The sequence below is a fragment of the Caulobacter sp. KR2-114 genome, from assembly GCF_049446115.1.
Classification (GTDB): domain Bacteria; phylum Pseudomonadota; class Alphaproteobacteria; order Caulobacterales; family Caulobacteraceae; genus Acaudatibacter.
Genome location: NZ_JBMSEC010000005.1, coordinates 264,493 through 288,672 on the forward strand (window position 1 = coordinate 264,493; position 24,180 = coordinate 288,672).

Here is a 24,180-nt window from a genome sequence, read left to right on the forward strand (position 1 = left end):
TCGCACCTCCGCGCGCCTTTGCGCGCTGACCAAGCTGGTGGTCAGTGGTCAATTGGGACAGTGTGCGGGATAGTGCGCACACCGCTCCGATCATGTCAAGACGTAGTGCGGTGATCTGAATACGAGGTATCGATGATCACGCCTATGCAGATCAAACTCGCCCGGACCGCACTTGGCATGGGCGTCCGGCAACTCGCCGCATTGGCCGACGTGGCGCCTTCAACCATCCATCGCTTCGAGACCGACAAGGGCAGTATGCATTCGCGAACGCTGGACCGCGTTCAACAGGTCCTTGAGGAAGGTGGCATCATCTTCATCAGCGCCGACGCGACCGGCGGCCCGGGCGTGCGTCTGCGCGCCTAGCCCTTCCACTCCCGTTGGCGAGCGCCTGCCCCCTGGCAGGCTGCGCCTTAAGGCGCATGCCAAGCCCTTGCCAGGCAGCGCTCAAGCGGTCCAGGGAGGCTGGCCGACCCTGGGGGCGGCCAGACATCGCGCAGCGACGGCGAAGCCGCCCTTGACCGCCTGAGCGCTGTCTGGCCCCAACCTGAAGGGACACCGTGGCCTTTCCCTCAGAACGCGGTCCTGTAGACAAGGATCAGGGACACCTGGGAGCTACCACGATGGCCGAAGATCCAAGACTCATTGCTCTGACGGCTGACATCGTCGCCGCCTACGTCGAAGGCAATAGGATCGCCGTGGACGACCTGCCGGCCTTCATCCGTGAGGTCCACGCCTCCCTCGCCAACCCTGATGGCCAACAAGACGCCGTAGAGCAGGCGACGAAGCTGACCCCGGCCCAGATCCGCAGGAGCGTCACCGCCGCGGGCATCGTCTCCTTCGAGGACGGCAAGACCTACCAAGCCCTCAAACGCCACCTGACCACCAGGGCCATGACCGTCGAGCAGTACAAGGCTAAGTGGGGCCTGCCGAAGGACTACCCGACGACGGCGCCTGCCTACGCCGCCAGGCGATCCGAACTGGCGAAGGCCGCCGGCCTCGGCTCCAAGAAGCGCAGCGCCGAACCGACGTCAAAACCCAAGACCCGCGGCAAGAAAAGCTAGGCGCCTCACTATCCATTCGTAGTGCAATCGGCGGCGCGCCGAGTCGCTCGGGCGCGCCTACGCCATTGCACGCCGCGCCACTACGGGGCGCCGTTCAATTCCTTACGCCATAAGGGATTGCGCATCCTCACGGCGCCACACCTCAAAAGTAGCGGCGCCGCTCCGCTTCGACTAAACCCATGTGCAGACACGCTTTTTCGGGTCGACAGAGCGTTTGGCGCCGTGGCCCTTTATCTTGCCCTCGCAATTCAGAGTCGTGAGCGATTGGCTGTTGAACTCTTGTTCTCATCTGGCGCGGTGAACGGTGTCGGCGTCTCGGGCAACCCGGGAGGTGGTCGATGCCGTCGAAACGCTACTAGAACAAAGGCCTGCGAACCTAGTCGTCGGTCCATATCGGGGCGTGGCGGCTGAGCGGCCCGTCGCGCTCGGCATACTGTCGTGAGCATCAGCTCATACAGAGACCGTTCGGCGCCTGGCTGCGGAGGATCGGCGACGCTGACGCCCTGCGACATTAGCCTTTGCGCCCGCCAAGGCGCCGCCGGAGTGGCGGCGCCGCTCGACGTGGAGCCGCTGGGCGTAGACTGGCGCGCTGGTTCATCCGAACGCGCGTCCATGTGGGGGCGGTCGCACAAGCACTGGCGCAATGGCCGAGACCGCGCCCTACGCGACCGCGGTGGACGGTCGAACCGGCGGCACCATCATCGTGGTGGCCGGCCGCCACGGCATGGTCAGCGCGTGCGCCTAGCCGCTGTCCGGCTCGTCGGTGATGGGCCCAGGCCATCCGGAGCCGTTCCAGCCGGCGCGGGCCCGTTGACCATACCCAACGACGCAGTGGCGGCAGAGATAGCCGGCGGGCCGGTGGTGTTTGCGCCGCCCGCCAGCGATGCGGATGCCATGCGCGCATACGTCCGCAAGCGGGAGACGGCCCGACGCTCGATCGCGGCCGTGGCCGCACTAAGAGGGGCCGGCTCTGGGTCTACGCCCGCGACGACCGCCCCGGGGGTGGCCCGAGCCTCCGGAGGCTGTCTACTTGTTCGCACCCGACCGGCGCGGTGAGAGACTGGCGGCGCGTCTGCCGTCGCGAAATGGCGTGCTGGAGGTCGACGGCTATACCGGCTTCGAGCGACCGACCGCGGCCGGCGATATCCGCCTGGCCTCCCGCTCGGCGCACAACCGGCGCAATTGCTACGAGCTCCGCCAAGCTATCACCTCGCCAATCGCCGCCGAGGCGCTGCGCCGGATCGCCGAGCTGCATTCCGTCGACGCGCTGGTGCGCCGCCAGTCGGCCGGCCCTGCGCAAGGCCATCAGGCGGGGGGCCTCGCGCCCGCTTGCGGCCGCCCTCAAGGTCTGGCTTGAGCACCAGCTCGTCCGCGCACCGCCGCGCGGCCACCTCGCCGAAGCCATGCGCCATGCCCGGCCCCGCTGCGAAGGCCCCACCGTCCTCCTTACTGATGGCCGTATCTAGCTCACCCTCAAGTCTACGGCTTCTCCTCCGACGCCGCGCCCTGAGCCGGGGCGGCCGCGCTGGGAATCACCTGCCCTAGGGCCGACGGCGCCGGCCGCTCGATCACCCGCGGCGCGGCCACGTGATCCAGGGCCTCCACCGCCGGCTCCCAGGGCGTCCAGCCGAAGCTGTGGCGCACCTTGTCGAAGTTGGCCTTGGGGTCGTAGGGCGCCGCGTCGGCGGCGAACACGCGCACGTTCAGCACACCCATGGCCGACAGCACCGCCGCGCCGGCGACGTATTCGTCGTGCCGGGCGTTGACCAGCGACAGCTCTGCGTTCCGCAGCTCCTGTTCCTGGTTCAGCACATCGAGCGTGGTGCGCAGGCCCACCGATTCTTCCTGCTTGATGCCCTCGTAGGCCACCCCGGCCGCCCTCACCTGCTCCTCGTTGGAAAGCACGTTGGCGCGTGAGCCCAGGAGCTGGTTCCAGGCCTGGGAGACGTCCAGCAGCACCTGGCGGCGCGCGGCCTCGATGTTGATCCGGTCGGCGTTGTTGCGCTCGGCCGCCTGGCGGATCTGCGACTGGGTCTGGCCGCCGGTGAAGAGCGGCATGGTCACCACCGCCGAGCCCTGGATATTGTGCGAATAGTCGGCGAAGGGGCTGGCCGTGCCGAAGCCCAGGCCGCCGTAGCCGAAGGTGCCGCGCAGGTCGACGCTGGGCCGGGTCTGCGCCTTGGCCTCGGCCACCCGGGCGGCGCTGCCCTGTTCGGTATAGTCCTGTTGGCGCATCAGCGGATTGTCGCCCTCGGCGACGTCGAAAGCCTGGTCCACCGTCGGCGGGATCAGCTTGGCGATCGGTGGCTCGGGCGCGAGCTGGCGGGGGTTCTGGCCGACGATCGAGGCATAGCCGGACCGGCTGATCGCCAGCTGCGCCTGGGACGACGCCAGCGACGCCTGGGCCGCGGCCAGGCGCGCCTCGGTCTGGGCGACGTCGGTGCGGGTCACCTCGCCGGCGTCGAAGCGGGCCTTGGATTCTTCCAGCTGCCGCTGCAGGACCGCGACGTTCTCCTGGCTGATCGCCAGCCGCTGCTGGTCGCGACGCACGTCCACATAGGCGCCCACCACCTGCTGCAGGATCTGGATCTCGCTGCGGCGCAGGGTCTCGCGCCCCGCCATCACGTCGGCCTCGGCCGCCGACACCTGGCTGGAGACGCGCCCGCCCGTATAGAGCGGCTGGTCGACGCTGAGGCTGACCCCGGCGACATTGTTGTCGAACGAGCCGAACTGGTTGGTGACCTGGCGGCTGATCTGGGCCTGGGCCTGGGCCGTCGGCCGAAAGCCCGTCCGCGCCTGCACATAGGTCTCGTCCAGGGCCCGCTGGCTGGCGCGCTGGGCCTGCAAGGTGGGATTGGTCTGGTACGCCAGGGCGATCGCATCACCCAGGGTCTCGGCCAAGCACCGAGCAGGCATCCCGCTCGCAATCGAGCCCATTGCACAGAGGCAAAGCATGAAGACCTTGCGGGCCGTCACAGAATCTCCGATTCGAATAAACTTCACGACGCTCGGCGGCCACAGCGACACTTTGCGTTGCCGCCGAGCATCGCACCATGGGACATCCAGGCAGCGCTATCCGCGCCTACTTGGGTTCCACGAAATCCCCAATACGTCCCGATACGCGCCGCAACTCTTATCCTCCATATCTACTGCTGACACGTCATGAAAACAGTATTTATCTTCCCAGATCACTGTATCCAGCGGATCCAGAAGCGGCCGATCCCAAAATATTCTTTTGTCTAGATCCGCGAAGATGGACGACCCACCGACTACGTTGTTTCGGGCGATTAGAATAATTGTCGCAAATGAATGACCATCTTGGTGTATACCTTCGGGCGCCGCATATCCGACCTGTGTTTCATCACTCACAATTCGCGTAGGATGCACCCCCGCCTCCCACGCAGAGTGCGACGACCTCATCTCCACGGGTAGTAGCTGGAAGCTGTTTCGAATTGCCGCGACTAAAAACTCATTGTTAGCGTAACGCTCAGGTATCGGCGCGAACTCGCGCGAGATCCCGCCCGCATAGCGATTGATCTCGGCACTCTGAAAATATGATCTTGGAGGATCCAGCGACACCGACAACTCTTCCACATCGGCTGTAACCGTGTAGGTGCTAAAGCAGCGCCGCCTAAACGAAGCTCCATCTTGCAGATAGGGATCTGCTGGCAACTCATAGTAGAGTTGGGAGAAATCGAAGAAGGCCGCTCGCATAGCAGCGCTCAAGCCCGCCAAATCTCCCTTGACCACGCCTAGCGGGCGTTCCGCCGTGATGTTGATTGCGCGCTTCGGGGAAAACACCGCGGCGCCACCAACAATATTTACAGCCTGTCCGGAAAACTCTGCTGTTTTTAGAACACCACCGACGCCGTTCGCTGCTGGTCTATTCAAAATCTCGAGCCGCATCGTATCTCCTTCTTCATCAATTTATTTGACGTTGAGGTAAATGCCTCGCCATCCACGTTACACGCGCTCAAGATATCGACGCCTTTCCCAATCGGTTACTGCGATCGACGCCTGCTTGATCTCCCAATTCGCTGCGTGCACGTAGTGATCTATTACGTCGCTCGTGAATATGTCTCTCATGTTCTGAGATTTTTCGCACAGCGACACAGCTTCTGAGAGACTAGTCGGGACCCTCACGCTCGCGCTCTCGTAAGAATTTCCCACGCAAGGCGGCCCAAGAGTCATGCATTGGCGCACCCCGAACAATCCCGCGCCAATTAGTGCAGCGAAGGTCAAGTAAGGATTTGCATCCGCACCTGGTATTCTGCACTCAAGTCGAAGAGAACCACCTTGTCCAACCACCCGAAACCCGGTTGTTCGGTTGTCCCTTCCCCAAGCGATGGAAGTCGGCGCAAAGCTCCCAGCTTGAAAGCGCTTATAGGAATTTATATTCGGCGCAAAGAACAGCGTCGATTGGGCCGCCAACGCCAATTCGCCTGCCAAGAATTGCTTGAACACGTCTGACATTTCTCGGCCCTCGCGAGCCTTGGCGAATACGGACTCTTTCGAGTGCAGCGCCTCTAGGGAGAGATGTACGTGAAATCCGCTCCCGGCGGCGTCCTCCGCCCATTTGGCCATGAAACTTGCTCGCTTTCCTTGCGCGCGAGCAATGTCCTTGAGCGCAAATTTGTAGAGCACATGCCGGTCAGCCATCTCAAGCGCTGACGCGAACGCTAGATTTACTTCAACCTGCCCCGGACCCCACTCACCTTTACAGCCTTCAACCGGAATGCGCATTTCATTTAAGATACGCATTGCCCGGCCCAACAAAGGCTCGTCTCTAGAGGTCGGGTATAACTGGTAATCTTCGCTATACTTGCCGACGGGCCTCGGCAGATTTCCACCGTCGTCCTCGTCGAAGAGATAGAACTCCACCTCGGATCCGGCGAAGGCTCGATAGCCCAGGGCCTCAAGAGCGTTGATCTGACACTTGAGAACCGTCCGAGGAGATTGCGGCAGGTCATCGCCGTCCTCGTCAACCATGTCGCAAAGAACAATGGCAGTCTTTTCCAGCCACGGCACAGGACGCAGCGTCGACAGATCAGGCCGTAAAACAATGTCACCGTAACCACGATCCCACGATGCGCCCGAAAACCCAGGTATCGGCGTCATCTCAATGTCGGCGGCTAGAAGGTAGTCGCACGCGTTGATGCCCGTGTGGCCAACTTCTTTAAAATGGCTGCTGGTGAGCCGCTTCCCAACAAGCCTCCCCTGCATATCGGTTGCCGCGACGATGATGGTATTAACGTCGCTGAGACCAAATTGCACTAGCGTATCGGCGACAGAATTCTTCAACTGCTCTTCGACATTCGACGTCATATCCATGCTCAACCTTCTTGAGATTTCTTCGCGCCGTAGCGATAAGCTAAAGCCGCAATAGCGCTTATCGTGTCGAAATTCTCGGGCGTGAGCTCACTGTCCGGCAGCTCAGCTCCCAAGCTGTCCTCAAGCGAAGCGAGCACATCAAGAAAGCGCAGCGAATCCAATGTACCGGTTGTAAATAGCAATGAGCCGTCGAGTTCACCGGTAAGCGATCGTCGAGCCAAGTCTTCCGGGGCCGCTTCCGCAACCCACTGCCTGGCCAGGCTAAGAGACTCGTCGCGCCTCATTGCCTACGCAGCCTTCGTCGCGGCGGCCGTCTGGGAGGCACGCTTGCCGAATACCCCCAACGCGATCGCCGCCCCAAGGGCAGCCACAGCCGCAGCCAGACCAGGAGCAGAAGGGGCTACAAACTGGAACAGCAGGCCGTTTACGCTCGCCCCACCAAATGTTGCGACCGCAGAGATTGACTGGCGGATCCCAAGTGCGAACCCACGCTCTGCACGAGGAACTGCCATCGTGATCATAACGGTCGGAGCCATATTCGCGACATTGAGCGCGAGGACTAGCGTGCTGTATGCCAGCAGGAAAAGCCAAGGCGCGCGAGCGAGCGCGACGCCGACTAGGGCAATGGCGCTAATGATGGATGTAGCAGCGCTCGCTCCACTCAACCCAAGCCATTTGTTGAGCCTCGGCATTAGGAACATTCGCGCGGCAACAATCGCCACCGCTGCCAAACCTAAGAGTAAGCCCGTTTCCTTTTCAGCCCAACCGAACTTCGTGTGAACTAGAAGGGCCGTTGTTGATAGGACCACCCCCCAAGCATAGGAAAGCAAAACTTGGACAACCAAAGGCTTAGCCAATTTCTTCAGCGCGTGATGCCGATCCGCTCTCGACGCTGGGCCCGCGTCAATGACAGTCGCGCCGACAGCGTGAGCGCGCCCGAAGACGAGCGAAGCGCCCACGAACGCAACGACGTTCAGCAGCACAATTGTGCCTAGCAGCACTGCATGGTGATCCCCCGCGCCGAGCAGCCAAGCCGGGACACTGCCGAGGAGAGGGCCGAGCGTGGACCCAAGAGCAGCAGCGGCAGTGAGGTTTCCAAGAATCTGTGCATGTTTTTCAGCGGGCGCGTCATCGGTCACGAGCGCGCGAAGAACAGCTTCGCGCCCGACGAAGGCGCCGGTGATCGCCCGAAAGATCAAGACTCCGGCAAGCGACCAAGAAATAATCATGCCGGCGTAAGCGATTGCACTTGCGAGGAGCGTAAGTTGGACTACGCGAAGGCGACCGATTCGATCACTAAGGAAGCCAATGACCGGACTTCCAAAGAACCCGGCGAAGCCGTATACTGCAACGAGTTGGGTCACCATTGCAGGCCCGGCCCCGAAGCGGAGCATTACAAACGGCAGCACCGGAATGAGGATCGCGAAGCCAATCGCATCCAAAATCACAACAAGGTAGGCGATTGCCAGGCCCCGCACATTCGCTCGGGACTTATCCAAGTCAGCCATTGAACGCTCCAGAAACCGCAATGTGGATGACCGCGTCGCGTCGATAAGGATCCGCTTCTACGTTCATGCGCACGTGTCGAAGCGCCTCCGCTTCGTTGAGCTTTCCGCTTCCTGTGGCTGGAAGCCGACTTGCAGCGAAGAGATACGTCGGGGTCATGTATGGTGGAGCCCAGCGGGCCAGCTCACCGCGGACCTCCGCGATATGAGCTTCAGTGGGCTCGTCTAGCTGCAGCAATGCGGCCAAACGCGGATCGTCTTCATTCCCGACCAGGCCCACAACAGCGTGCTGAACGATCCCGATGCGATGAAGTGCATCGCGGACTTCGTTGATATCCATTCTCCGGCCACGAATCTTCACTTGGGTATCGGACCGCCCCTGGAAGTGGTAGTCGCCCGCCTCGTCACGCCGGCAAAGATCACCGGTGACGTAGTGGGGTCCATCCGGCAGTTGGACAAACGCAGCGGCCGTAGCTTCCGGATCCCGCCAATAGCCGCACATCAGTTGCGGACCACCAAGAGCGAGCACGCCCGTCGCAACCTGATCGGCGATCGCGTGCCCGCGCGCGTCCAACAAATGGGCTGACACACCATCAAATGGCTTGCCTATCGGATACGGCTGGACTCTCCCCAGGTCGGGGCTTGTCACCTCATGTGTGAGGCTAGACGAGTTACACTCCGTGGGCCCGTACCCGTAGAGAATCCGGAGGCCCGGCACCCTTGTGAGCCATTCGTTGATTAGTTTAGGGGGGCAGACTTCCGCCCCGGTCGCGAGCAGTCTTAAGTGACTTCCAGCAATTTTATCAACATCTTCAATCTTTCGCGATACCAATCGCAGCATCGACGACGCTGCAAGTACGTGTGTAATACTATTTTTTTGGACCAGGCTAAAAAATCGAGACTGAAGCAGTACGTCGCTCACGACCATTGCAGCCGCGCCGAAATAGATTGGCATGACGGCATCGTTCAGAGATAAATCAAAATGAAACGGCGCTGTATTTAGCGTGCAATCGCCAAACCGGAACCGTAGATAATTATTATGGTTGTGAAAATAGCTCACTATACTGGCATGCGATAGCATCACCCCCTTAGGCATGCCGGTCGATCCCGAAGTGTGGACTATCGCTGCCAGGTCGTGCGGCTCCACACGCGGCTCAACTCGCTCGGAATCCACATTGGGAAGATTTTCGTACGCGAGGCTTGCTCCGCGAAAGCGGGCTAGCGCCGGGCGCGCGAGCACTCGGGCGCTGGAGACGACGACCGATGGCTCCAACCGATCGAGGATATATCCAAGGCGGTCTACCGGATTTTCGCTGTCAACGGGCGCGTATATCGCGCCCAATCGCCAAGCCGCCAGAGCGGTCGCTACAATCGCTGGTGACTTCTCCGTAAGCACAACAACTCGGTCACCAGGAGAGACTCGGTACTGAGTTCGGAGACGCAACGCGATTGCATTGGCAAAGCCGTCTAGCTCGGTGAAGGTCCAGCTTTTGTCCGATGCTCTAAGCGCGACAGCGTTCGGGGAAGACGCCAGACCAAGTGACAAAAGATCGGCTAGCGTGGCGCTCATTGGTCACAGCTCCGTTGGCCAGACAATTCGCGCGCCCTCCACGCTGCGAGAAACTTCAAATGTCGCGGCAGCCACTCTTCGACCCAAGCACGCCCACCTTCGTTGGCACCATGGGCATACTCGCCGAAGAGCCAGAACTGGCGAGCGGCGACGCAGTACGGAAGTGCCCATAGGTCGGGGACCATGCGAACCGATGCGTAGCCTTCAAGGAACGGCCCCCAAAGGCCCCTCAGTTCCAGCGTCGGAGCGATCCCGCAGTAGCTTCGAAATACGGCTAGGTCGTAGATCAGCGGCCCGAGGCGGGCGTCATCGAAATCGAAAAAGTGCGCCACACCCATAGAATCGATCCGGGCGTTGGCACCGTGACAATCCCCATGGAGAACGCCGAGTTCAAGAGTTGGCTCGATTTCGGAGAGTTCTCGCTCTAGCCAAGCACCAAATTCCAGTAGAAAGACTCGCTGATCGCTGTCGCCAATAAGCGCTGCAATCGCCGTCTTTGCTTTTCCGACTACCCGGCTCAACGAGTCAGAGCGATGCGAGTTCGGGGTGCAATCTGGCGGACGCGCGTCGCGATGGATCGAGGCGAGGGTCCGCCCCTGTGCTTTGCTATCAGCCTCGTTGCGCATCGGGGCTAGGCCGCCGAGCCATTCAAACACCACGAGCGGGCGATTTCCCTCGGCGGCCTCGACCAGCGAAGCGCATCGCCCAGCCTTAGTCGGCAAGACCCCGCACACCGGCACGCCGGCGTCTTTCAGCTGACCGACCAGCTCTACCTCCCAACCGACGTCGTGGAGATCGCGCCGCCTCGCCCGGGAAACGCGCGCGACGTATCGCGCAGCCTTCGCTGACACAAGGTAGGTATCGCTAAACCCCCTATGAAGAAGCGTAGCCTCCAGAGGGCCGTGCAATTCGTATTCCCGCTCCATTTGCGTTACGACACTTGCCGCGCTGAGCGTTGAGTACACGGGCTTATGCTTCCCGTTCTCGACCATTGCTACGCTCACGCGGAGGTCACAATCTTCTCGAACAGTCGCGCTAGGTCTTCCGCGCTTTCACAGACTGCATCTGCAGACGTGCTGCTTTTGTCGGCGTCACGGACCGCTGTAAAGAGAACCGCCCGCATCCCTACGGCTTGCGCTCCCTTCACATCATTTCGATCTCGATCTCCGATATGGACCATCGCGTTGAGGTCTTGGCCCGCCATCGCGGCCGCCGCCTCGAATACCGCTCGATTGGGCTTGCATCGCCCGATCTCGTCCGAAAATACAAACCCCGAGAAGTGACGGGCCAAATCCCAATGCTCAAGTATTGCTCTCAAGCCCCATCCCGGGGTCATGCCAGTATCCGAGATGACTATGAGTGGCACCTTGGCAGCGAGAGCCTCCAACACGGCAGCGATTCCGTCGATAGGCTCGCTTGGGACGTGAACTTCCACGCCCTCCAGCTTTGACACCAATTCAGCCTGGCTAGACGCAGACATGCTACGGCGCAGAAGCTCTAGGATTCGCTCCAGGCGGTCCGCCATTGTCCAAGTTACGTGCTCGTTCAACCAAGCTTGAGTGAATTGCTCGTTCACCACATCAAAGGCAGCCGCCACCGTCTCGAAGTCGGCCCCATCGCCGCCGCCGAGGGCCCTAGAGATTGCTTCAATTCGCGTTGGTCGCTTAGGCTGAAGGCCCCTCAACGCTCGATGCGGTTCGTCGCTATCGTTGCGGATGATGGTGTCCCAAAGATCGAACGTGATTGCCTGAACCGGGATGTCGTTCATACGGCGCACTAAGCGACCTCCAGTTGCCGGTTGACGGCGTAAGCGGGGTGCTCGTCGCACAAGCGAGCGATACGCCGAAGAGCGTCGGCCACATCAATCGGTCGGTCGCGACGTAGGCTGTCCAGCACCCCGCAAACCACATCGAAAACCGGCGCCGCGGTTGCTGCATCGAACCCCCTCGCCGCCATCGCTGTGGTCGACAGCCGTAGGCCGGACCCTTCGAACGGCGGCCTGAAGTCACCCGGGATCGCGTTCTGGTTTGCGATGATCCCGCACCGTTCCAGCGCCTCCGCCGCCGCTCGCCCCGTGAAGTGCTCCCTGCTCAAGTCCACCATGACCATGGTCGTGTCCGTCCCCCCCGTGAGGAGGCGGAAGCCATCAGCCTGAAGGCGAGAACAGCAGATCGCTGCGAGTCTAAGGGCACGTTCGATATAGTCCCCGAAGGCTGGTTGGCGCGCTTCGCCCAAGCAGATTGCTTTGGCTGCCACCTGGTGCATCGCCGGCGTTCCCTGAAAGCCAGGAAACAGCGAGCGATCCACTAGTCGTCCGACTCGCTTCGAGCGCGACAGGATCATGCCGCCGCGCGGTCCTCTCAGACTCTTGTAGGTCGTTGTCGACACCACGTCGGCTAGCGGCACCGGGTTCGGGTAGCGCCCTGCCGCCACCTGTCCGGCAAAGTGGGCCATATCGACCAGCAGCAGGGCGCCGGTCTCGGCTGCAATCGCGGCCATCGCCTTAAAGTCGATTATGCGAGGATACGCAGATCCGCCCGCGACTATGAGCTTCGGACGCCGCTCTCGCGCAATCCTTTGAAATTCGTCGTAGTCTATCAGGCCAGTCTCACGGTCGACGCCGTAGCTACTAACATCGTACAGCTTGCCGCTTTGATTGATGGCAGCGCCGTGGCTCAAGTGCCCGCCATCCGACAGGCGCATTGAGAGCAGCCGGTCACCCGGGTCAAGCAGTGCATTGAAAACCACTTGGTTTGCCTGGCTACCCGAGTGAGGCTGCACGTTCGCGTAGCCTGCCGCAAAGAGCTCCTTGCCCCTGTCGATACACAGTCGCTCAAGCGCGTCTACCCAGGCTGCTCCTGCGTGATAGCGGTGCCCGGGAAAGCCCTCGACGGTCTTATTCGCAATCGGCGATGCTTGAGCCAATAAGCCATCAAGCGGCAGCATATTCTCCGAGGCCAGCATGGAGATAGTGCGCTCCTGACGCAGCCCTTCCTGCTCAAGGATGCCGCGGACGTCGCGATCCGAGATTGCGTTTACGATTGATCCGACATCCAGGCGCTGCATCACCCTCACCCCTCGTGCGGCAGTACGGCGCCGCTCGGCGGCAGATTGCTCAGATCAAGTCCGAAACGTCTAGACTTGAGTTTGGGCCAAAATACATTTAATCGCTGCGGCTCGCTACGGGGGACGGTGCCGGCAGCGGTGCAACCTTGAGGGAGTTCGTGAAGTCGTTGCCCACAAGCTACGCCGCCTATGGAGTCGCTCGGTGCCCAGGCACTTGCGGCGAGTTCGTTCAGGGCTTCACGTCCGACGGATGCCCATTCCACGTCACCTTGCCCGTCAACGCCTACTCTGAGGTAACCATTTGGCTGGGCGAAGGCGTGGAAAGCCCAGGCGCGTTGGCGGAATATCCAAAGCTGCGGCGGGCCGTGTACCGCGTGCTGGAGCAGCACGGAGTAGTTGGGCTTGAGCCTCGAGCCCTTGTGAAACGCACGCTTCCCATCGGGAAGGGTATGGCATCAAGCACTGCGGATATCGTCGCCGCCGCCGCTGCAACATACACCGCGTTGGGCCGCAGTTTTACCGAACTCGACCTGGCCTCGATAGCAGCCGGGATAGAGTCATCGGATGGCGTCATGTACGCTGGTGTCTGCGCGGTGAACCACCGCTCAGGCCAGCTCCTAGGCCGGCTGGCCGATATCCCAGTGTTCACGGTGCTAGCAGTGTTACCGCCGGAAAGTATGGACACGTCGAGCGTGGTTCTCTCCAGGCGCAGTTCCGCTCAACACACAAAGATTCTAGCCGCGTGCTTGGACCAGAAAGTCTCTCGCAGTGCCGGCGAATGGGCTGAGCTGGCGACGATGTCGGCCCGTCTAAACCAGATGGACAATCCAAATCAGATCTTTGACGCACTTTACCGCGTTCGAGACGAGTTGAGCCCGCTTGGGTTTGTCGTCGGGCATACCGGAACGGTCGTTGGCCTGCTATTTGAGCCTGGGGGAGGTGGCGAAGCTGCTGCTCGCACGGCCCGCGATAAGATTGCGAGCTATCTCGGCAACAAGGTTGAGTGCCGTACCCTACGAGTTGAACCAACGCGGAGCTGGGGGACGCCCTTGGCTGGCGTCCAATGACCCTGCACCAAGTGCGGCAAGGCGGCGACGTCAGGAGCCTAGCTCCAGGAGTGCTGGACCTTAGCACGTGTGTGAACCTCAATGGTCCGCCCCCAGCAGTTCGAGCTTACCTTCGAGAGGCCAATCCAGCCGATTTGCTAAAGCATCCATTCGCCGCAGTGGATGGCTTCACCACCACATACGCGCGGCACTTGGGCGTCGAGGCCGACGAAATTACTGCATCACGCGGGATCACGGAATTGCTTTGGGCGTTATCGCGCGTGCTACCGGCCTCGGTGACAAGCAGGCCGTCGGTGGATTACACCGATATCCATGACGCCTTCTCCTATCACCGTGTCCCAGAAGGGGTTGCTATCGACCGAGGTGAGCAGATCCGCCGACTATCTAGGGTCGCTGAATTTCTCGTAATCTCAAACCCGTGCAACCCGACTGGCTTAGCGCTCACGCGCGAAGAGCTGGAAGCGATCGCGCGGGACTCATCAAATTGTACGCTTGTTGTCGACGAGTCATACGTCGACTTCTGCGAGGAACCCGCGCTCTACAGTTTGATAGGCACCGAGCTTTTCAATGTCGCAGTCCTTCGTTCCCCGACCAAGTTCTATGGCATCGGCGGCGTCCGCGCGGGCGGCCTTTGGACCCGCAATAGGAGATTTGCCGGCAATGTAGCGCGGCAGATAACCAAGTGGCCATTGTCGACCTTGGATGTTTTGCTCGTCGAAGCCGCCTTGAGCGACGGGGCATGGGCGGATACTACACGTAGGGAAATGCAGCTTTCAGCGCGCACTCTTGAGTGCTGCGTGGCTTCTCTCCCGGATGCCAAGGTCTTAACCTCGCCCACTCACTTTCGCTTCTTGGAGTGCTCGCCCGCGCGCGCCGTCGAAATTGGCGAGCGGCTTTTGGACCAAGGTATTGCGGTAAGGACTAAGCGGCCATCAGAAGGCGTCTCGGGAATACGCATTACAGCTCCGCCCCTACGAGATCTTGACCGCCTCACCGCAGCGCTAAGTCAGATTCAATGATCAAAGCACCTCGATGACCGCCGCCCCCCACGTGTGAGGCCCCAAAATGAGGGACAGGAGCGGAGTGCCGGCTTTGATGCCTCGAGACCGCCGCCACTCAGACGACTCGCGCAAGTTTATAAGCATATCGGACGCAAAGGCGTGCCCGATCGATGGGACGGTTTCCGCAAACGTCGATGCCAAATCTAGCCCGCAGACTTGGGCATAGAACCGCAACGCACTCGTTCGCAGCGTCGTACATACGAGCCCCCCCAGTTCGGGCGCCGCGGCACCCGCTTCCTTCAGAGCAGCACGAACAGCGCCCCTAACACCGGCAGCGGTGAGCAGCATTGCCTTCCCGCCTTCGTCCGAGATCACCCTCAGGAGCGAGTTGTTCGCCGTCTGCGACAATCCACAAAGCCGATACTTTGCGCCAGCCGGCGACGCCCCCACAATGCAAGCCGCCGCAGCATCACTAAGCACGCCTATTTCGAGCTGCGCTATCCGCTCGTGATCGTGGGCAACGTCAACGGTAACGAGCGCGATATGCCTGATTGGCTCATGAACGAGGATGCTCCTGGCAATTCGGAGAGCCGCGGCCAGGTTCGCACACTCTCCCAAAGCCACCCCCATCACAGGTACTTTCCCTAGCCCCCTGCTGGAGCAAAAGTCGTAGAACTCGGAACCTGCGTTCTCTCCCGGTAAGATTGACTCCGAGGCGAGAATAATGAGGTCAATGGTTCGGGGATCGCCTCCCCACGACTGCAGGGCATTCGCAAAGGCCCGCGCGGCGAGCTCACCACGGCTGATTTCCGACTTGCGAAAAGACTTGACACCGTCCGCGATCAACTCGTCGAGCACCGCTGCGCGGCCGTACTGCTTCAACTCGTCGACATCACGCAGCTCACCCAACTCAAAGCCCGGCTCGGCCAGATACATCTGCGCGCTCCATTAAATCTATCGCCTTCTATCGCACCACCACCGGTCCGGATAGGCTTGATTGCAAGTGCAATTTCGGCCAATTTTATCGCCGGATTTGACAGATTTGATTGAGGGCACGATGGGCTGGGACGGTGCACAATTCGTGGAGTGGTTCAAAACTCGACCGGATTCCTTCTTCCGTAAACAGCCCTTGTCGGCCCAGCTAAATGAAGCCTTCGAAGAGCTGGATGGCGATCGCGGATTTGTCCGAATTGGAGTCGAGTTGGGCCCGCTACATTGTAACTACAGCGGAAAGATCCACGGTGGAATAATCAGTCTTATATTGGATGAGGCAGTGGGCATCGCCAGCTTTATCCACGTGGGCGAGAAGTTTAAGTCAACAATTGAAACAAAGACAAGTTACTTTCGCCCGCTAAAGCCGGGCGCTGCTGTCGTCGAGGCCTGGGTTTCCCATCGGACCCCTTCCATTTTGTTTCTGGAGGGTCAGGTCCTGACCAGTGAGGGAGCAGTGGCCGCAAAGTGCATGTCGACAATCGCCTTGTCATCGGCGGGCTAGCGAACCTCGAGCTGCCGGAAGGACCGCCCACAAAGCCGGAAGCCTCGGGGGCCGTTGAAATCACTGTGGCCGATATCTTGAGGCTAATTCCTCATCGACCACCAATGCTCTTCGTGGATAGCGCGGAAGGGTTTCTGCCGTTTCAGGCCTTGGTGGGCTGGAGACACATACGGGAAGCCGATTTGCCACATAGCAAGCCGGCGTGCGACGTAGCGCCGGGCTGGTTAGCGTTGGAAGGCCTTGCTCAAACTGCAGCGATCCTGGTCGCCAAGTCGGCCGGACATCCGCCCGGCCAGAGCCTTCCGGTCATCACCGGCATTGAACACTGTCGATTCCGAGCGGCACCGCGTAGGGGAGACATGCTTCGGCTAAGGGTACGACTTTTAAAGCGCCGCCGACACTTGCTAATGTTTTCCGGCGTCGCGACCGTGAACGGCGCAATGATCGCAAGTGGAAGGTTTTCCGCCACCCACTTAGGTACTGATTGATTGTGGGATGTTGGACGGCTTGATCTGCAATTCAGAATAGCCGCGAAAGACAAAAGATGGCCGCCTCTGTCGTTCTTCGAGACTAAAAGCTGGAAGGTCCATTAGCGCGGCCATTGTGGCCTGCAGCACCATCGACGTTAGATGCGTTCCAATACAATAGTGCTGGCCCGCCCCAAAAGCCAAGTTGGTTCCGGTCGTGCGCTCGAAATCGACATCATTTGGATTGGCGAATTCCAGTTCATCTCTATTGGCAGCCCCCAATGCCAAGCATAGACGCTCGCCAGCGGCGATGCGAACCCCTTCGAAGCAGCTATCGACACGCGCTACTCGTGCAACCATTTGCACTGGCGGCTCAAACCGAAGAACCTCCTTCACCGCGCTCGCGATGAGGCTTGGCCGCTCCCGGAGCCAACCCACTCGGCCCGGATCTCCAAATACGACCGTAATCATGTTCGTGAGGGCCGAAGCGACAGTATCTTGCCCTGCAGCAAACAGCATGACTGCAATGGCGCGCTGCTGCGCGGGCGTCAAGTTGGGCAACGCGGCTCCCAACATGGCACCTAGTCGGGTGAGCGCGATAGTCGCTTCCGGAAGCGCGTCAAATAGTCGATCAAGCTGGCCGAAACCATCTTCAATACCCTGATAGATCGCTAGGCGCTGTAGGGGCTCGAAGACTTTCAATACAGAGGACGAACAATCCGTGACTTCGGTTGGATCTATTGGCAAATCCAACAGGGCTGCCGTGGCGACAGCGGGCAGCGGCCAGGCGACGTGGGCAACGAAATCGAACTTTTCGGTCGTACGGAACGCAGCCCTGACGAATTCCGTAACCCGCTCCCTCAGCCGCTCTACCGCTTTCGGGCTATAAATTGGTAGCAATGCACGGCGCAAAACTTGGTGTTGGGAACCTCCAATGAAAAAAAGCCAGTCTTCTAGACGTTTGCCGACTGTCGAGAAGTCTCCACCATCTCCGTTGCGTTTCCCAGCCACGATCGCTGGGAGGTCGTACTCCACAAAGTCATCGCTAAGAAGCACCGATCGGACGTCCGCATGACGAACCAAGACCCAAATCCGCCCAGTGAGCGAGTTCAGTTTGCTCACCGGAGCCGTCCGCCGCAGCTGGGCGTACTCGGGGTAAGGATCTTCCAAGAAACGGCGATCAAAGAGCACTAGACCGCTCCCACCATCTCGGAGCTAAGGTCGCCAGACAGCGCGGCCCCACGCCATTCGGCGACATACGACCAAGCTCCAGACGCGAACAGGCGGCGCGCTTCGGAGCGTCTGACTTTGCCGCTGGTGGTAACCGGAATTTGGCCCTCGCGGACGACGACGACTGCAGCAACTGCCAAGTCGAAGTCCTCAGCGAGGGCGCGGCGCACATCGGCGAAAAAGTCGGTCCAGGATTCCGCCTCTACATGTCTGCGGGCCGTGAGCTCCGTCGCGACCACCGCCACCTCGCCTCTAGCCGTCTGGATGCCGAATGCCGCACACCGGCTCGGTTCGATGACGCTCGCCCACGACCGCAGGGCCCCCTCCAAATCATTCGGATGGTAATTCCGCCCTTGGATAACGAGACGGTCGTCGAGGCGTCCCGTCACGTAGAGTTGGTCACATTGAATAAAGCCGAGGTCGCCGGTGCGAAGCTGCGGAAGGCCGGCCTCGTCCGTTCTGTGAGCCGTCCGCCCCCAGTAACCGACAGAAACTGAGGGTCCGCCGACGACGATCTCGCCCTCTCCGCCTGGAGCGATCTGCTCTTCCCCACCCGGCCTAAGGATCTGCACGGTGGCCGTACCGGCGATCCGACCAGAGCTAATGTAAACGTGAGGAGGGCGGTTACCTGAAGCTTGAGCACTATAGGCGACTGGTCCCACCCCCGCGTCCGCCCCGGTCACGAGCAGCGTCGCTTCTGCCATTCCGTAACATGGGTAGAAGGCTTCGCGTCGAAACCCACATTGGGAAAAGCGAGTTGCGAACCGTTCAAGGGTGTCGGCTCTTATCGGCTCAGCGCCAACGAAGGCAACGCGCCAAGCCGTCAGGTCGAACTCCAGTTGACCATCCTGGATACGGTCCACGCAAAGATCGTAAGCAAAATTTGGTGCGCCCGAGGAGTGCGCACGGAAGCGAGCGATCGCTGCGAGCCAGCGGGAGGGCTTTTGGAGGAAGGAGAAGGGAGACATCATCACTGCCGTCCCCCCCATGAATAGTGGTTGCAATATTCCGCCAATAAGGCCCATGTCGTGATATATTGGCAGCCAACTGACGCAAGTAAAGCGCTCTGGATGTGAGAACCGATTTGCGATCAGGTATTGATTTTCTACAATGTTTAAATGCGATAGCGTTACACCTTTTGGCGCCCCAGTGGAACCAGATGTGTACTGCAACATGGCGACTTCATTCAGCCGACTTGGCCGAAGACCGCCCATCGTTCCATTGAGCGCATCCTCGTAGTTTAGTACAAAGCCAAGGGACTGGGCGGAAAGGTATCGCCGGCTCCGCTCAACAACTGCACCAGGCCCGATCGCACCGACAGGCTGACAGTCGGCTACAACGTTGGCGACGCGGTCGGAATCACGGCGGGGAGGGGCTAGTGGGACCGCGACTACGCCCGCGTAGAGGGCCGCGAAGAAAGTGACCACAAACTCAACGCCTGGGGGATAGAGCAGAAGAACCCGGTCTCCCTTTGCAGTGCGCTTGGCAAGCGCCGCGGCTACACGAAGCGCGCGGTCACGTAGATCTTGGTAAGACACCCGTTCCGAGACCTCCTCTCCGTTTTTGAGGAAGATCAACGCGTCGGCTGTTGGCTGATCGGACGCGTAGCGATCGATGATTTCGGTTAGGACGGTGATCTCTCTCACTCGTCAGGCTCCCTAAGCGGCGCTTCGATTTGGCGACACTTTTAAATCAAACCGCCCATTTTCAAAGTTTGATTTTGGCGCCATTAGTCTCCCCTGACGATACATTTGCTTTTGAGGCGCTACCATGACGAGGTCCGAGGAAGATATCCGCGCTTGGCTGATACAGGACGTGGCGCGAAGGGCCCAGGTGCCGGCCGAGAGCGTCAAATCGGGGGAAGATCTGTCTTCCTACGCACTAGATTCGTCAGAATTTGTTGAACTAGCGCTTGAGCTCGAGCTCTGGTTGGAAGCCGAGTACGACATGGCGCTGCTGTGGGATGAGCATACTATTGATGGGATCGCTAGTGCAGTCTGTAAGGCGCTAAATGGCGTTCCGGTTTAGATTTGACGTTTAACCGCTGCGAGCGCTTTGCGCGCTGCAGATTCGCGCGGACATTTGCCTTCTTGACGTGAGCCAATGCAGCGCACCTACAGAGTGCGCAGAGCGGTTGCAACAGGAAGCCTGGCCGCCACGATTGCCGGCGCAGCCCCCCCGAGCAGCCCAATTATGAGGGCCCAGGCGAGGGCAGCTTCGCCGAGAGATAGTGTGATGGCTATATGGAAGCTCATGTGACTCGCAGCCGCGCCCTGGCCGTTTAGGGCCACCCAGGCCAACAGGATCCCGACTAGACCGGCGGGGAGACATAGGCACAGAGACTCGGCGACAATTGATCCCAGGATCGCGCCGGCGGGAAAGCCGATTGCTCGAAGCGTAGCGATCTCCTTGCGGCGAGCGTCAATGGCCGCAAACATAGCGTTGATAGCGGCGAATGTTGCGCCAACGCCCATCACTGCACCGATAAAGTAGGCCAGGAATGTGAGGAGCGCGGAAATTTTACGGACCTGCGCAGCTAGAAAATCTTTGTAGAGCATCGCGCGAGCAGCCAAGCGTGGGTCTGTCGAAACAGCATCCTCAAATGCTCGGTAGTCCTGAGCCGTCTTAAGGTCGACTAGAACGCTCTGATATGTGGTGCGATTGAGGAGGGACATCAGAGCCGCGTCGTCAGCAAAGATGGTGTTGTCGTCCATACCGCCCCCGCTGGAAGCGATGCCGACGACGGTCCACTCCCCTCCCCGTAGACGAACCTTATTACCCAGCTCGAAGCCCCTATACCGCTGCCTGACCGCACTGCCGACCACTAGCTCGCGGACACCCGCGGTGTAGCCCCTTCCCTCGGCAATTCGAGTGGGCTGCAACATTGCAAAATGCGCCGGCGAAAGCCCGCGGACGACAATGTTGCTAGCCGCCCCATCGCCCTTTTTCTCAGCCTCAAGCATTACAACAACCATCGGCGCAACCTGAGGCGCTCCGGACGCGTCTCTAGCTACTGTCGGCAGATCACCTAACGCTGCCACCTGCGAAGGGGTGAGCGTGCCCATATATTCCGCGGTGGCGCGGATGGGCATCACGATGGCCCTGTTTGGGGCGACGTTCTGAGTAGCCATGTGCTTCGCGCCCGCCTGCAGGCCTAGTAGACCAACAAGCACGGCCACAACGCTGGACACGCTGACCGCTGTAACCAATGCACTTCCAAGGCGCCCCGGAATCGAGCGAATGTTCAAGATCGTAATGGCTAGAGTTTGCCGGAGCAGGCGCATTGATGCCTCCTATCGACCGGAAAGAGCGTCGACCACGCGTAAGCGTAGCGCTGCGATGGCGGGTGGCCCTCCCGCCATAAGCGCGAGGATACAGGCGAACATCACGCCCCAGAGTAACGTCAGATAGTTAGAAGAGACGTTGAGCTTCGTTACTTGACCTAGGCTCGGGAGGACCCAGGCCGAGAGGGCCAGGCCAATCCCAGCGGCCAGCACGCACGCAATGAGCGCTTCGGCCAAAAACAAACCCAAGACGAGTTGGTCGGAGAACCCGATCGCCTTTAAAACTCCGATTTCTATCCGCCGCTCGCGGACGGCTTGCGTCATGACCGCACCCACTGAGAGCAAGAGCGCAAATAACACAGCGCCGACGACAGCATTCGCAATCGCGCCGATGTCACCGATACTCTTAACAGTATCGCGAGCAATCACCTGCTCGCTCGAGGTCTTGGTCTCATTGCCGGAGTTTGCGAACTGTGAATCTATAGCCTGCGCAATCGAATCCGATTGAGAAGGATCGGCGATCCTCGTGAGGAAGACATTCGCGGTACCCTTCCCCTCAACGCGGCCCTCGTCGAGAAAGTCGTATCGCAGCAGAATTGCGTCTTCCAACAAGGCGCTTCCATCCGCAGCGAAGATGCCAACAATCCGCACCGGCCAAACTTGCGTGCCGTCGTGGTTGGTCCAAATGGTCGATTTGAGCGGGACGCGATCGCCCACGTGCCATCCGTATCTGGCAGCCAGCTTGCCGCTTACGATAGCTCCATCTCTTGTTTCCTTAAACAAGTTCATCGCGGCTTTTTCAATTCTGAGCGCTGGTGTCGTCTCAGGTATTTGACTAGGTTCAACCGCGAAGGCGTTTATGCTGTTGGTGTCCTGCTGGTAGTTCGCTTCAAGACTTACAAGCGAAGATACCGCCCGCACGCCGGCTTGGCCACGAATCTGCTGAGCGTACGAATACGGCAGCGTTTCCAACATGCTGACACGGCTCGCCGTAATAAGAATATCGGCGTGAGCGTCGGCGGCAGCGCCCTGGAGCCCTGAGGAAAACCCTTGCAGAAGTCCGAATAGAAGGAACGCATTCGTGATGCACACCAGCATCAATGCCGTGCGCAGTGGCTTTCGCCAGATTCCGGCCCAGACGATTGAAAAGCGGTTCACGCTGCCTCCGCGACCGGGGGTTCTATGAGTTCGCCCTTTTCTAGCCGGACGGTCCGACCCGCGGCTTCAGCGGCCTTTAGATCGTGGGTCACCATAACGATGGTGGTTCCCCTCAATCTCCGCAGCGCGTCGAGAAGTTCAAGAATTTGGTCGGCAGCATCTCGGTCAAGATCGCCAGTCGGCTCGTCACAGATCAATACCGCCGGGTCGGTGACGATAGCCCGCGCGATTGCCACTCGTTGTTGCTGACCGCCTGAGAGTTCATTGGGCTTGTGGCGCCGGCGGTCCGCAAGTCCTACAAGTTCAAGCGCAGCGTCAACTCGAGCGCGCCGATCCCTCGCAGTTCCGGAGGAGAGCAGTAGGGGTAGTTCAACGTTCTGTTCCGCCGATAGAGTCGGCATTAGATTGTAGAATTGGAATACAAACCCCACGTGCTTTGCACGCCACTGGGTAAGCGCTCCGCCGGAAAGACGATCAAGGCGTGCCCCCGCGACGAGCACTTCGCCAGACGTCGCGTGGTCCAATCCGCCAATAATATTAAGAAGCGTACTCTTTCCGGAACCTGAGGGACCAACCAGCGCGAGAAATTCTCCCGCTTCAACCTGGAGATTTACCTCTCTCAATACGGAAACCGCCTGACTCCCCTTTCGGTAAGATTTCGCAACGCTTTGGAGTTCAATCATGCTCATTGACGATTTTCCTATTTGAGGCTGGAAGCCTCAACATGAACTCTCTTGCCATCTGTCAGAGGTTTGCTGGACACGACGGCAACCTGCTCGCCAAGTGTAAGCCCTGACAGGATCAACTGCCGTTCGCCGCTACGGGCGCCTACGCGCACAGCACGCCGCACCGCTCGACCTTCCTTGACCACGAATACGATATCTTGAGGCCCGTCGCTGTGAACGGCTGCCGCTGGCACAGTCAATGCAGGCGCGGTGGGCCGCGCCGTCGTCTCCGCGCGGTGAAAGGCGACCCTTGCCCCCATCTCTGGAACGATTCTGGCGTCCTTTTCCGGCAAGCTCACACGGACCGAAACCGTAGCCTTCGAGCGGTCAGCGGTCGGAACAACAGCGATGACTGCACCCTGAATCCGCCAATCAGGATATGCGTTGAGCGTCACCGTCGCTGCCATGCCCGGCTCGATGCGATTGATCACATTTTCCGCGATGTCGACGTCAACTTCCAAGGAATCCATGTCGACGATCGTGCAAATGCCAGTGCGCGTGAAGCCACCAGAAGAGGTTGGAGAGACAATCTCACCCGGCTGCGCCGCTTTCACAGTAACCACCCCCGAAAATGGGGCCCGGATGACATCGTCATCAACGGCCTGGCGGGCGACGCGCGCTCCACCGGCCGCTGCCTGCGCGGCGCGATCCGCTGCAACGACCGACTTGTCAGCTTCATCAGCCTCAGCTTTCGCGTCGTCCAGCGCCTGATCACTCAAATAACCCTGGTTGTAGAGTTTCTGATTGCGCTCAAGGCGCCGGCTCGAGCTGCTCGCTCGGACTAACGCCACCTCGCGCGCCGAGGCGGCCGCCGACGCTTGTGCGGACGCCTGCGCCAAAGCAGCTTCCGTGTTGCTTGAATCGAGCCTCGCAATGACTTGACCGGCCCGAACGTGCTGTCCTTCCTCGATCAAGAGCTCCGTAATCCGACCAATTGTCTTGCTCGCAACCGTCGCTTGGCGCTGCGCAACGACGTATCCTGATGCGTCCAGGACACTGGCGGAGTCGACCTGCGCTCCGCTTTGCGCCGGCTGCACTTCTTCGACGGATACCGTTGTCGCGGCCATCGAGCGCCACCCCAACCAACCGCCGGCTGCCAAAACACCAAGCGCAACAACTGTCGAGAGATACCAGCGTGCGCGACGAGGCCGCACTTCCGGCTGCGGGTGCCCGTCACGGTTGATACTCAAGCGCTCAATCAGGAGCTCACGGCTCACAAC

25 protein-coding genes are annotated in these 24,180 nt (G+C 60.1%); 9 read left to right on the top strand and 16 right to left on the bottom strand.

Annotation, left to right across the window (positions count from 1 at the left end):
- The first annotated feature begins 144 nt into the window (after window positions 1-144).
- From ACO2Q3_RS18910 to ACO2Q3_RS18925, 4 genes are all read left to right on the top strand, one after another.
- The gene (locus ACO2Q3_RS18910) at window positions 145-363 is read left to right on the top strand and encodes a helix-turn-helix domain-containing protein (protein WP_423309400.1); all 219 of its coding nucleotides are present in this window, start codon (window positions 145-147) and stop codon (window positions 361-363) included.
- A 257-nt stretch (window positions 364-620) separates the two neighbouring features.
- Window positions 621-1,061, top strand: coding sequence for a MucR family transcriptional regulator (locus ACO2Q3_RS18915; protein WP_423309402.1), 441 nt, complete (start codon window positions 621-623; stop codon window positions 1,059-1,061).
- 392 nt (window positions 1,062-1,453) lie between these two features.
- Window positions 1,454-1,576, top strand: coding sequence for an IS66 family insertion sequence element accessory protein TnpA (gene tnpA / locus ACO2Q3_RS18920; RefSeq protein WP_423309725.1), 123 nt, complete (start codon window positions 1,454-1,456; stop codon window positions 1,574-1,576).
- Between the two features lie 455 nt (window positions 1,577-2,031).
- On the top strand, window positions 2,032-2,418 hold the full coding sequence (locus ACO2Q3_RS18925) for an IS66 family transposase (protein WP_423309727.1): 387 nt from the start codon (window positions 2,032-2,034) through the stop codon (window positions 2,416-2,418).
- Between the two features lie 122 nt (window positions 2,419-2,540).
- Here ACO2Q3_RS18925 and ACO2Q3_RS18930 read toward each other — a convergent pair whose 3' ends face one another.
- The 9 genes from ACO2Q3_RS18930 to glyA all read right to left on the bottom strand — a co-directional run bounded on the left by ACO2Q3_RS18930 (window position 2,541) and on the right by glyA (window position 12,533).
- On the bottom strand, window positions 2,541-3,962 hold the full coding sequence (locus ACO2Q3_RS18930) for a TolC family outer membrane protein (protein ID WP_423309404.1): 1,422 nt from the start codon (window positions 3,960-3,962) through the stop codon (window positions 2,541-2,543).
- A gap of 171 nt (window positions 3,963-4,133) precedes the next feature.
- Window positions 4,134-4,967, bottom strand: coding sequence for a 2OG-Fe dioxygenase family protein (locus ACO2Q3_RS18935; RefSeq protein ID WP_423309406.1), 834 nt, complete (start codon window positions 4,965-4,967; stop codon window positions 4,134-4,136).
- Between the two features lie 57 nt (window positions 4,968-5,024).
- Window positions 5,025-6,392 (bottom strand): glutamine synthetase family protein, encoded by a 1,368-nt coding sequence (locus ACO2Q3_RS18940; protein WP_423309408.1) that lies wholly within the window; start codon window positions 6,390-6,392, stop codon window positions 5,025-5,027.
- Between the two features lie 2 nt (window positions 6,393-6,394).
- On the bottom strand, window positions 6,395-6,676 hold the full coding sequence (locus ACO2Q3_RS18945) for a phosphopantetheine-binding protein (protein WP_423309410.1): 282 nt from the start codon (window positions 6,674-6,676) through the stop codon (window positions 6,395-6,397).
- A 3-nt stretch (window positions 6,677-6,679) separates the two neighbouring features.
- Window positions 6,680-7,900, bottom strand: coding sequence for an MFS transporter (locus ACO2Q3_RS18950; RefSeq protein WP_423309412.1), 1,221 nt, complete (start codon window positions 7,898-7,900; stop codon window positions 6,680-6,682).
- Window positions 7,893-9,467: an AMP-binding protein gene (locus ACO2Q3_RS18955; RefSeq protein ID WP_423309414.1), complete on the bottom strand. Its 1,575-nt coding sequence runs from the start codon at window positions 9,465-9,467 to the stop codon at window positions 7,893-7,895. Before ACO2Q3_RS18955 ends, ACO2Q3_RS18950 begins: the two co-directional genes overlap by 8 nt.
- Window positions 9,464-10,459, bottom strand: a complete 996-nt coding sequence (locus tag ACO2Q3_RS18960; protein ID WP_423309416.1) for a phosphotransferase enzyme family protein — start codon at window positions 10,457-10,459, stop codon at window positions 9,464-9,466. Before ACO2Q3_RS18960 ends, ACO2Q3_RS18955 begins: the two co-directional genes overlap by 4 nt.
- Window positions 10,460-10,467: 8 nt before the next feature.
- On the bottom strand, window positions 10,468-11,235 hold the full coding sequence (locus ACO2Q3_RS18965) for an HAD family hydrolase (protein WP_423309729.1): 768 nt from the start codon (window positions 11,233-11,235) through the stop codon (window positions 10,468-10,470).
- An 8-nt stretch (window positions 11,236-11,243) separates the two neighbouring features.
- Window positions 11,244-12,533 carry a serine hydroxymethyltransferase gene (gene glyA, locus ACO2Q3_RS18970; protein WP_423309418.1) on the bottom strand — a complete coding sequence of 430 codons (1,290 nt, stop codon included), beginning with the start codon at window positions 12,531-12,533 and terminating at the stop codon, window positions 11,244-11,246.
- A 146-nt stretch (window positions 12,534-12,679) separates the two neighbouring features.
- Here glyA and ACO2Q3_RS18975 point away from each other — a divergent pair, with 146 nt between their 5' ends.
- Together ACO2Q3_RS18975 and ACO2Q3_RS18980 are read left to right on the top strand one after the other, a co-directional pair.
- Window positions 12,680-13,600 (top strand): hypothetical protein, encoded by a 921-nt coding sequence (locus ACO2Q3_RS18975; RefSeq protein WP_423309420.1) that lies wholly within the window; start codon window positions 12,680-12,682, stop codon window positions 13,598-13,600.
- Complete coding sequence (locus ACO2Q3_RS18980; protein WP_423309422.1) at window positions 13,597-14,619, top strand: aminotransferase class I/II-fold pyridoxal phosphate-dependent enzyme; 1,023 nt, start codon at window positions 13,597-13,599, stop codon at window positions 14,617-14,619. Before ACO2Q3_RS18975 ends, ACO2Q3_RS18980 begins: the two co-directional genes overlap by 4 nt.
- Here the strand turns inward: ACO2Q3_RS18980 and ACO2Q3_RS18985 are convergent, their stop codons facing one another.
- On the bottom strand, window positions 14,620-15,537 hold the full coding sequence (locus ACO2Q3_RS18985) for a hypothetical protein (protein WP_423309424.1): 918 nt from the start codon (window positions 15,535-15,537) through the stop codon (window positions 14,620-14,622).
- 67 nt (window positions 15,538-15,604) lie between these two features.
- On the opposite strand from ACO2Q3_RS18985, the gene ACO2Q3_RS18990 reads away from it, so the two are divergent.
- Together ACO2Q3_RS18990 and ACO2Q3_RS18995 are read left to right on the top strand one after the other, a co-directional pair.
- Complete coding sequence (locus ACO2Q3_RS18990) at window positions 15,605-16,096, top strand: PaaI family thioesterase (RefSeq protein ID WP_423309731.1); 492 nt, start codon at window positions 15,605-15,607, stop codon at window positions 16,094-16,096.
- Between the two features lie 104 nt (window positions 16,097-16,200).
- Window positions 16,201-16,584, top strand: coding sequence for a hypothetical protein (locus ACO2Q3_RS18995; RefSeq protein ID WP_423309733.1), 384 nt, complete (start codon window positions 16,201-16,203; stop codon window positions 16,582-16,584).
- On the opposite strand, the gene ACO2Q3_RS19000 is transcribed toward ACO2Q3_RS18995, so the two are convergent.
- Both ACO2Q3_RS19000 and ACO2Q3_RS19005 read right to left on the bottom strand, forming a co-directional pair.
- Window positions 16,570-17,685, bottom strand: a complete 1,116-nt coding sequence (locus ACO2Q3_RS19000) for a cytochrome P450 (RefSeq protein WP_423309426.1) — start codon at window positions 17,683-17,685, stop codon at window positions 16,570-16,572. The genes ACO2Q3_RS18995 and ACO2Q3_RS19000 overlap by 15 nt on opposite strands.
- Window positions 17,686-17,753: 68 nt before the next feature.
- Window positions 17,754-19,439 carry a fatty acyl-AMP ligase gene (locus ACO2Q3_RS19005; protein ID WP_423309428.1) on the bottom strand — a complete coding sequence of 562 codons (1,686 nt, stop codon included), beginning with the start codon at window positions 19,437-19,439 and terminating at the stop codon, window positions 17,754-17,756.
- 124 nt (window positions 19,440-19,563) lie between these two features.
- On the opposite strand from ACO2Q3_RS19005, the gene ACO2Q3_RS19010 reads away from it, so the two are divergent.
- Window positions 19,564-19,821 (top strand): phosphopantetheine-binding protein, encoded by a 258-nt coding sequence (locus ACO2Q3_RS19010; protein ID WP_423309430.1) that lies wholly within the window; start codon window positions 19,564-19,566, stop codon window positions 19,819-19,821.
- Window positions 19,822-19,907: 86 nt separating this feature from the next.
- Here ACO2Q3_RS19010 and ACO2Q3_RS19015 read toward each other — a convergent pair whose 3' ends face one another.
- Genes ACO2Q3_RS19015 through ACO2Q3_RS19030 form a run of 4 tightly spaced genes read right to left on the bottom strand, consistent with a single transcriptional unit; the run spans window position 19,908 to window position 24,177 of the window.
- Window positions 19,908-21,077, bottom strand: coding sequence for an ABC transporter permease (locus ACO2Q3_RS19015; protein WP_423309432.1), 1,170 nt, complete (start codon window positions 21,075-21,077; stop codon window positions 19,908-19,910).
- 9 nt (window positions 21,078-21,086) lie between these two features.
- Entirely contained in the window at window positions 21,087-22,235 is a 1,149-nt protein-coding gene (locus tag ACO2Q3_RS19020) for an ABC transporter permease (protein WP_423309434.1), read from the bottom strand.
- Window positions 22,232-22,924 (bottom strand): ABC transporter ATP-binding protein, encoded by a 693-nt coding sequence (locus tag ACO2Q3_RS19025; protein WP_423309436.1) that lies wholly within the window; start codon window positions 22,922-22,924, stop codon window positions 22,232-22,234. The genes ACO2Q3_RS19020 and ACO2Q3_RS19025 overlap by 4 nt, the downstream gene beginning before the upstream one ends.
- An 11-nt stretch (window positions 22,925-22,935) precedes the next feature.
- Window positions 22,936-24,177, bottom strand: coding sequence for an efflux RND transporter periplasmic adaptor subunit (locus ACO2Q3_RS19030; RefSeq protein ID WP_423309438.1), 1,242 nt, complete (start codon window positions 24,175-24,177; stop codon window positions 22,936-22,938).
- Window positions 24,178-24,180: the final 3 nt, after the last annotated feature.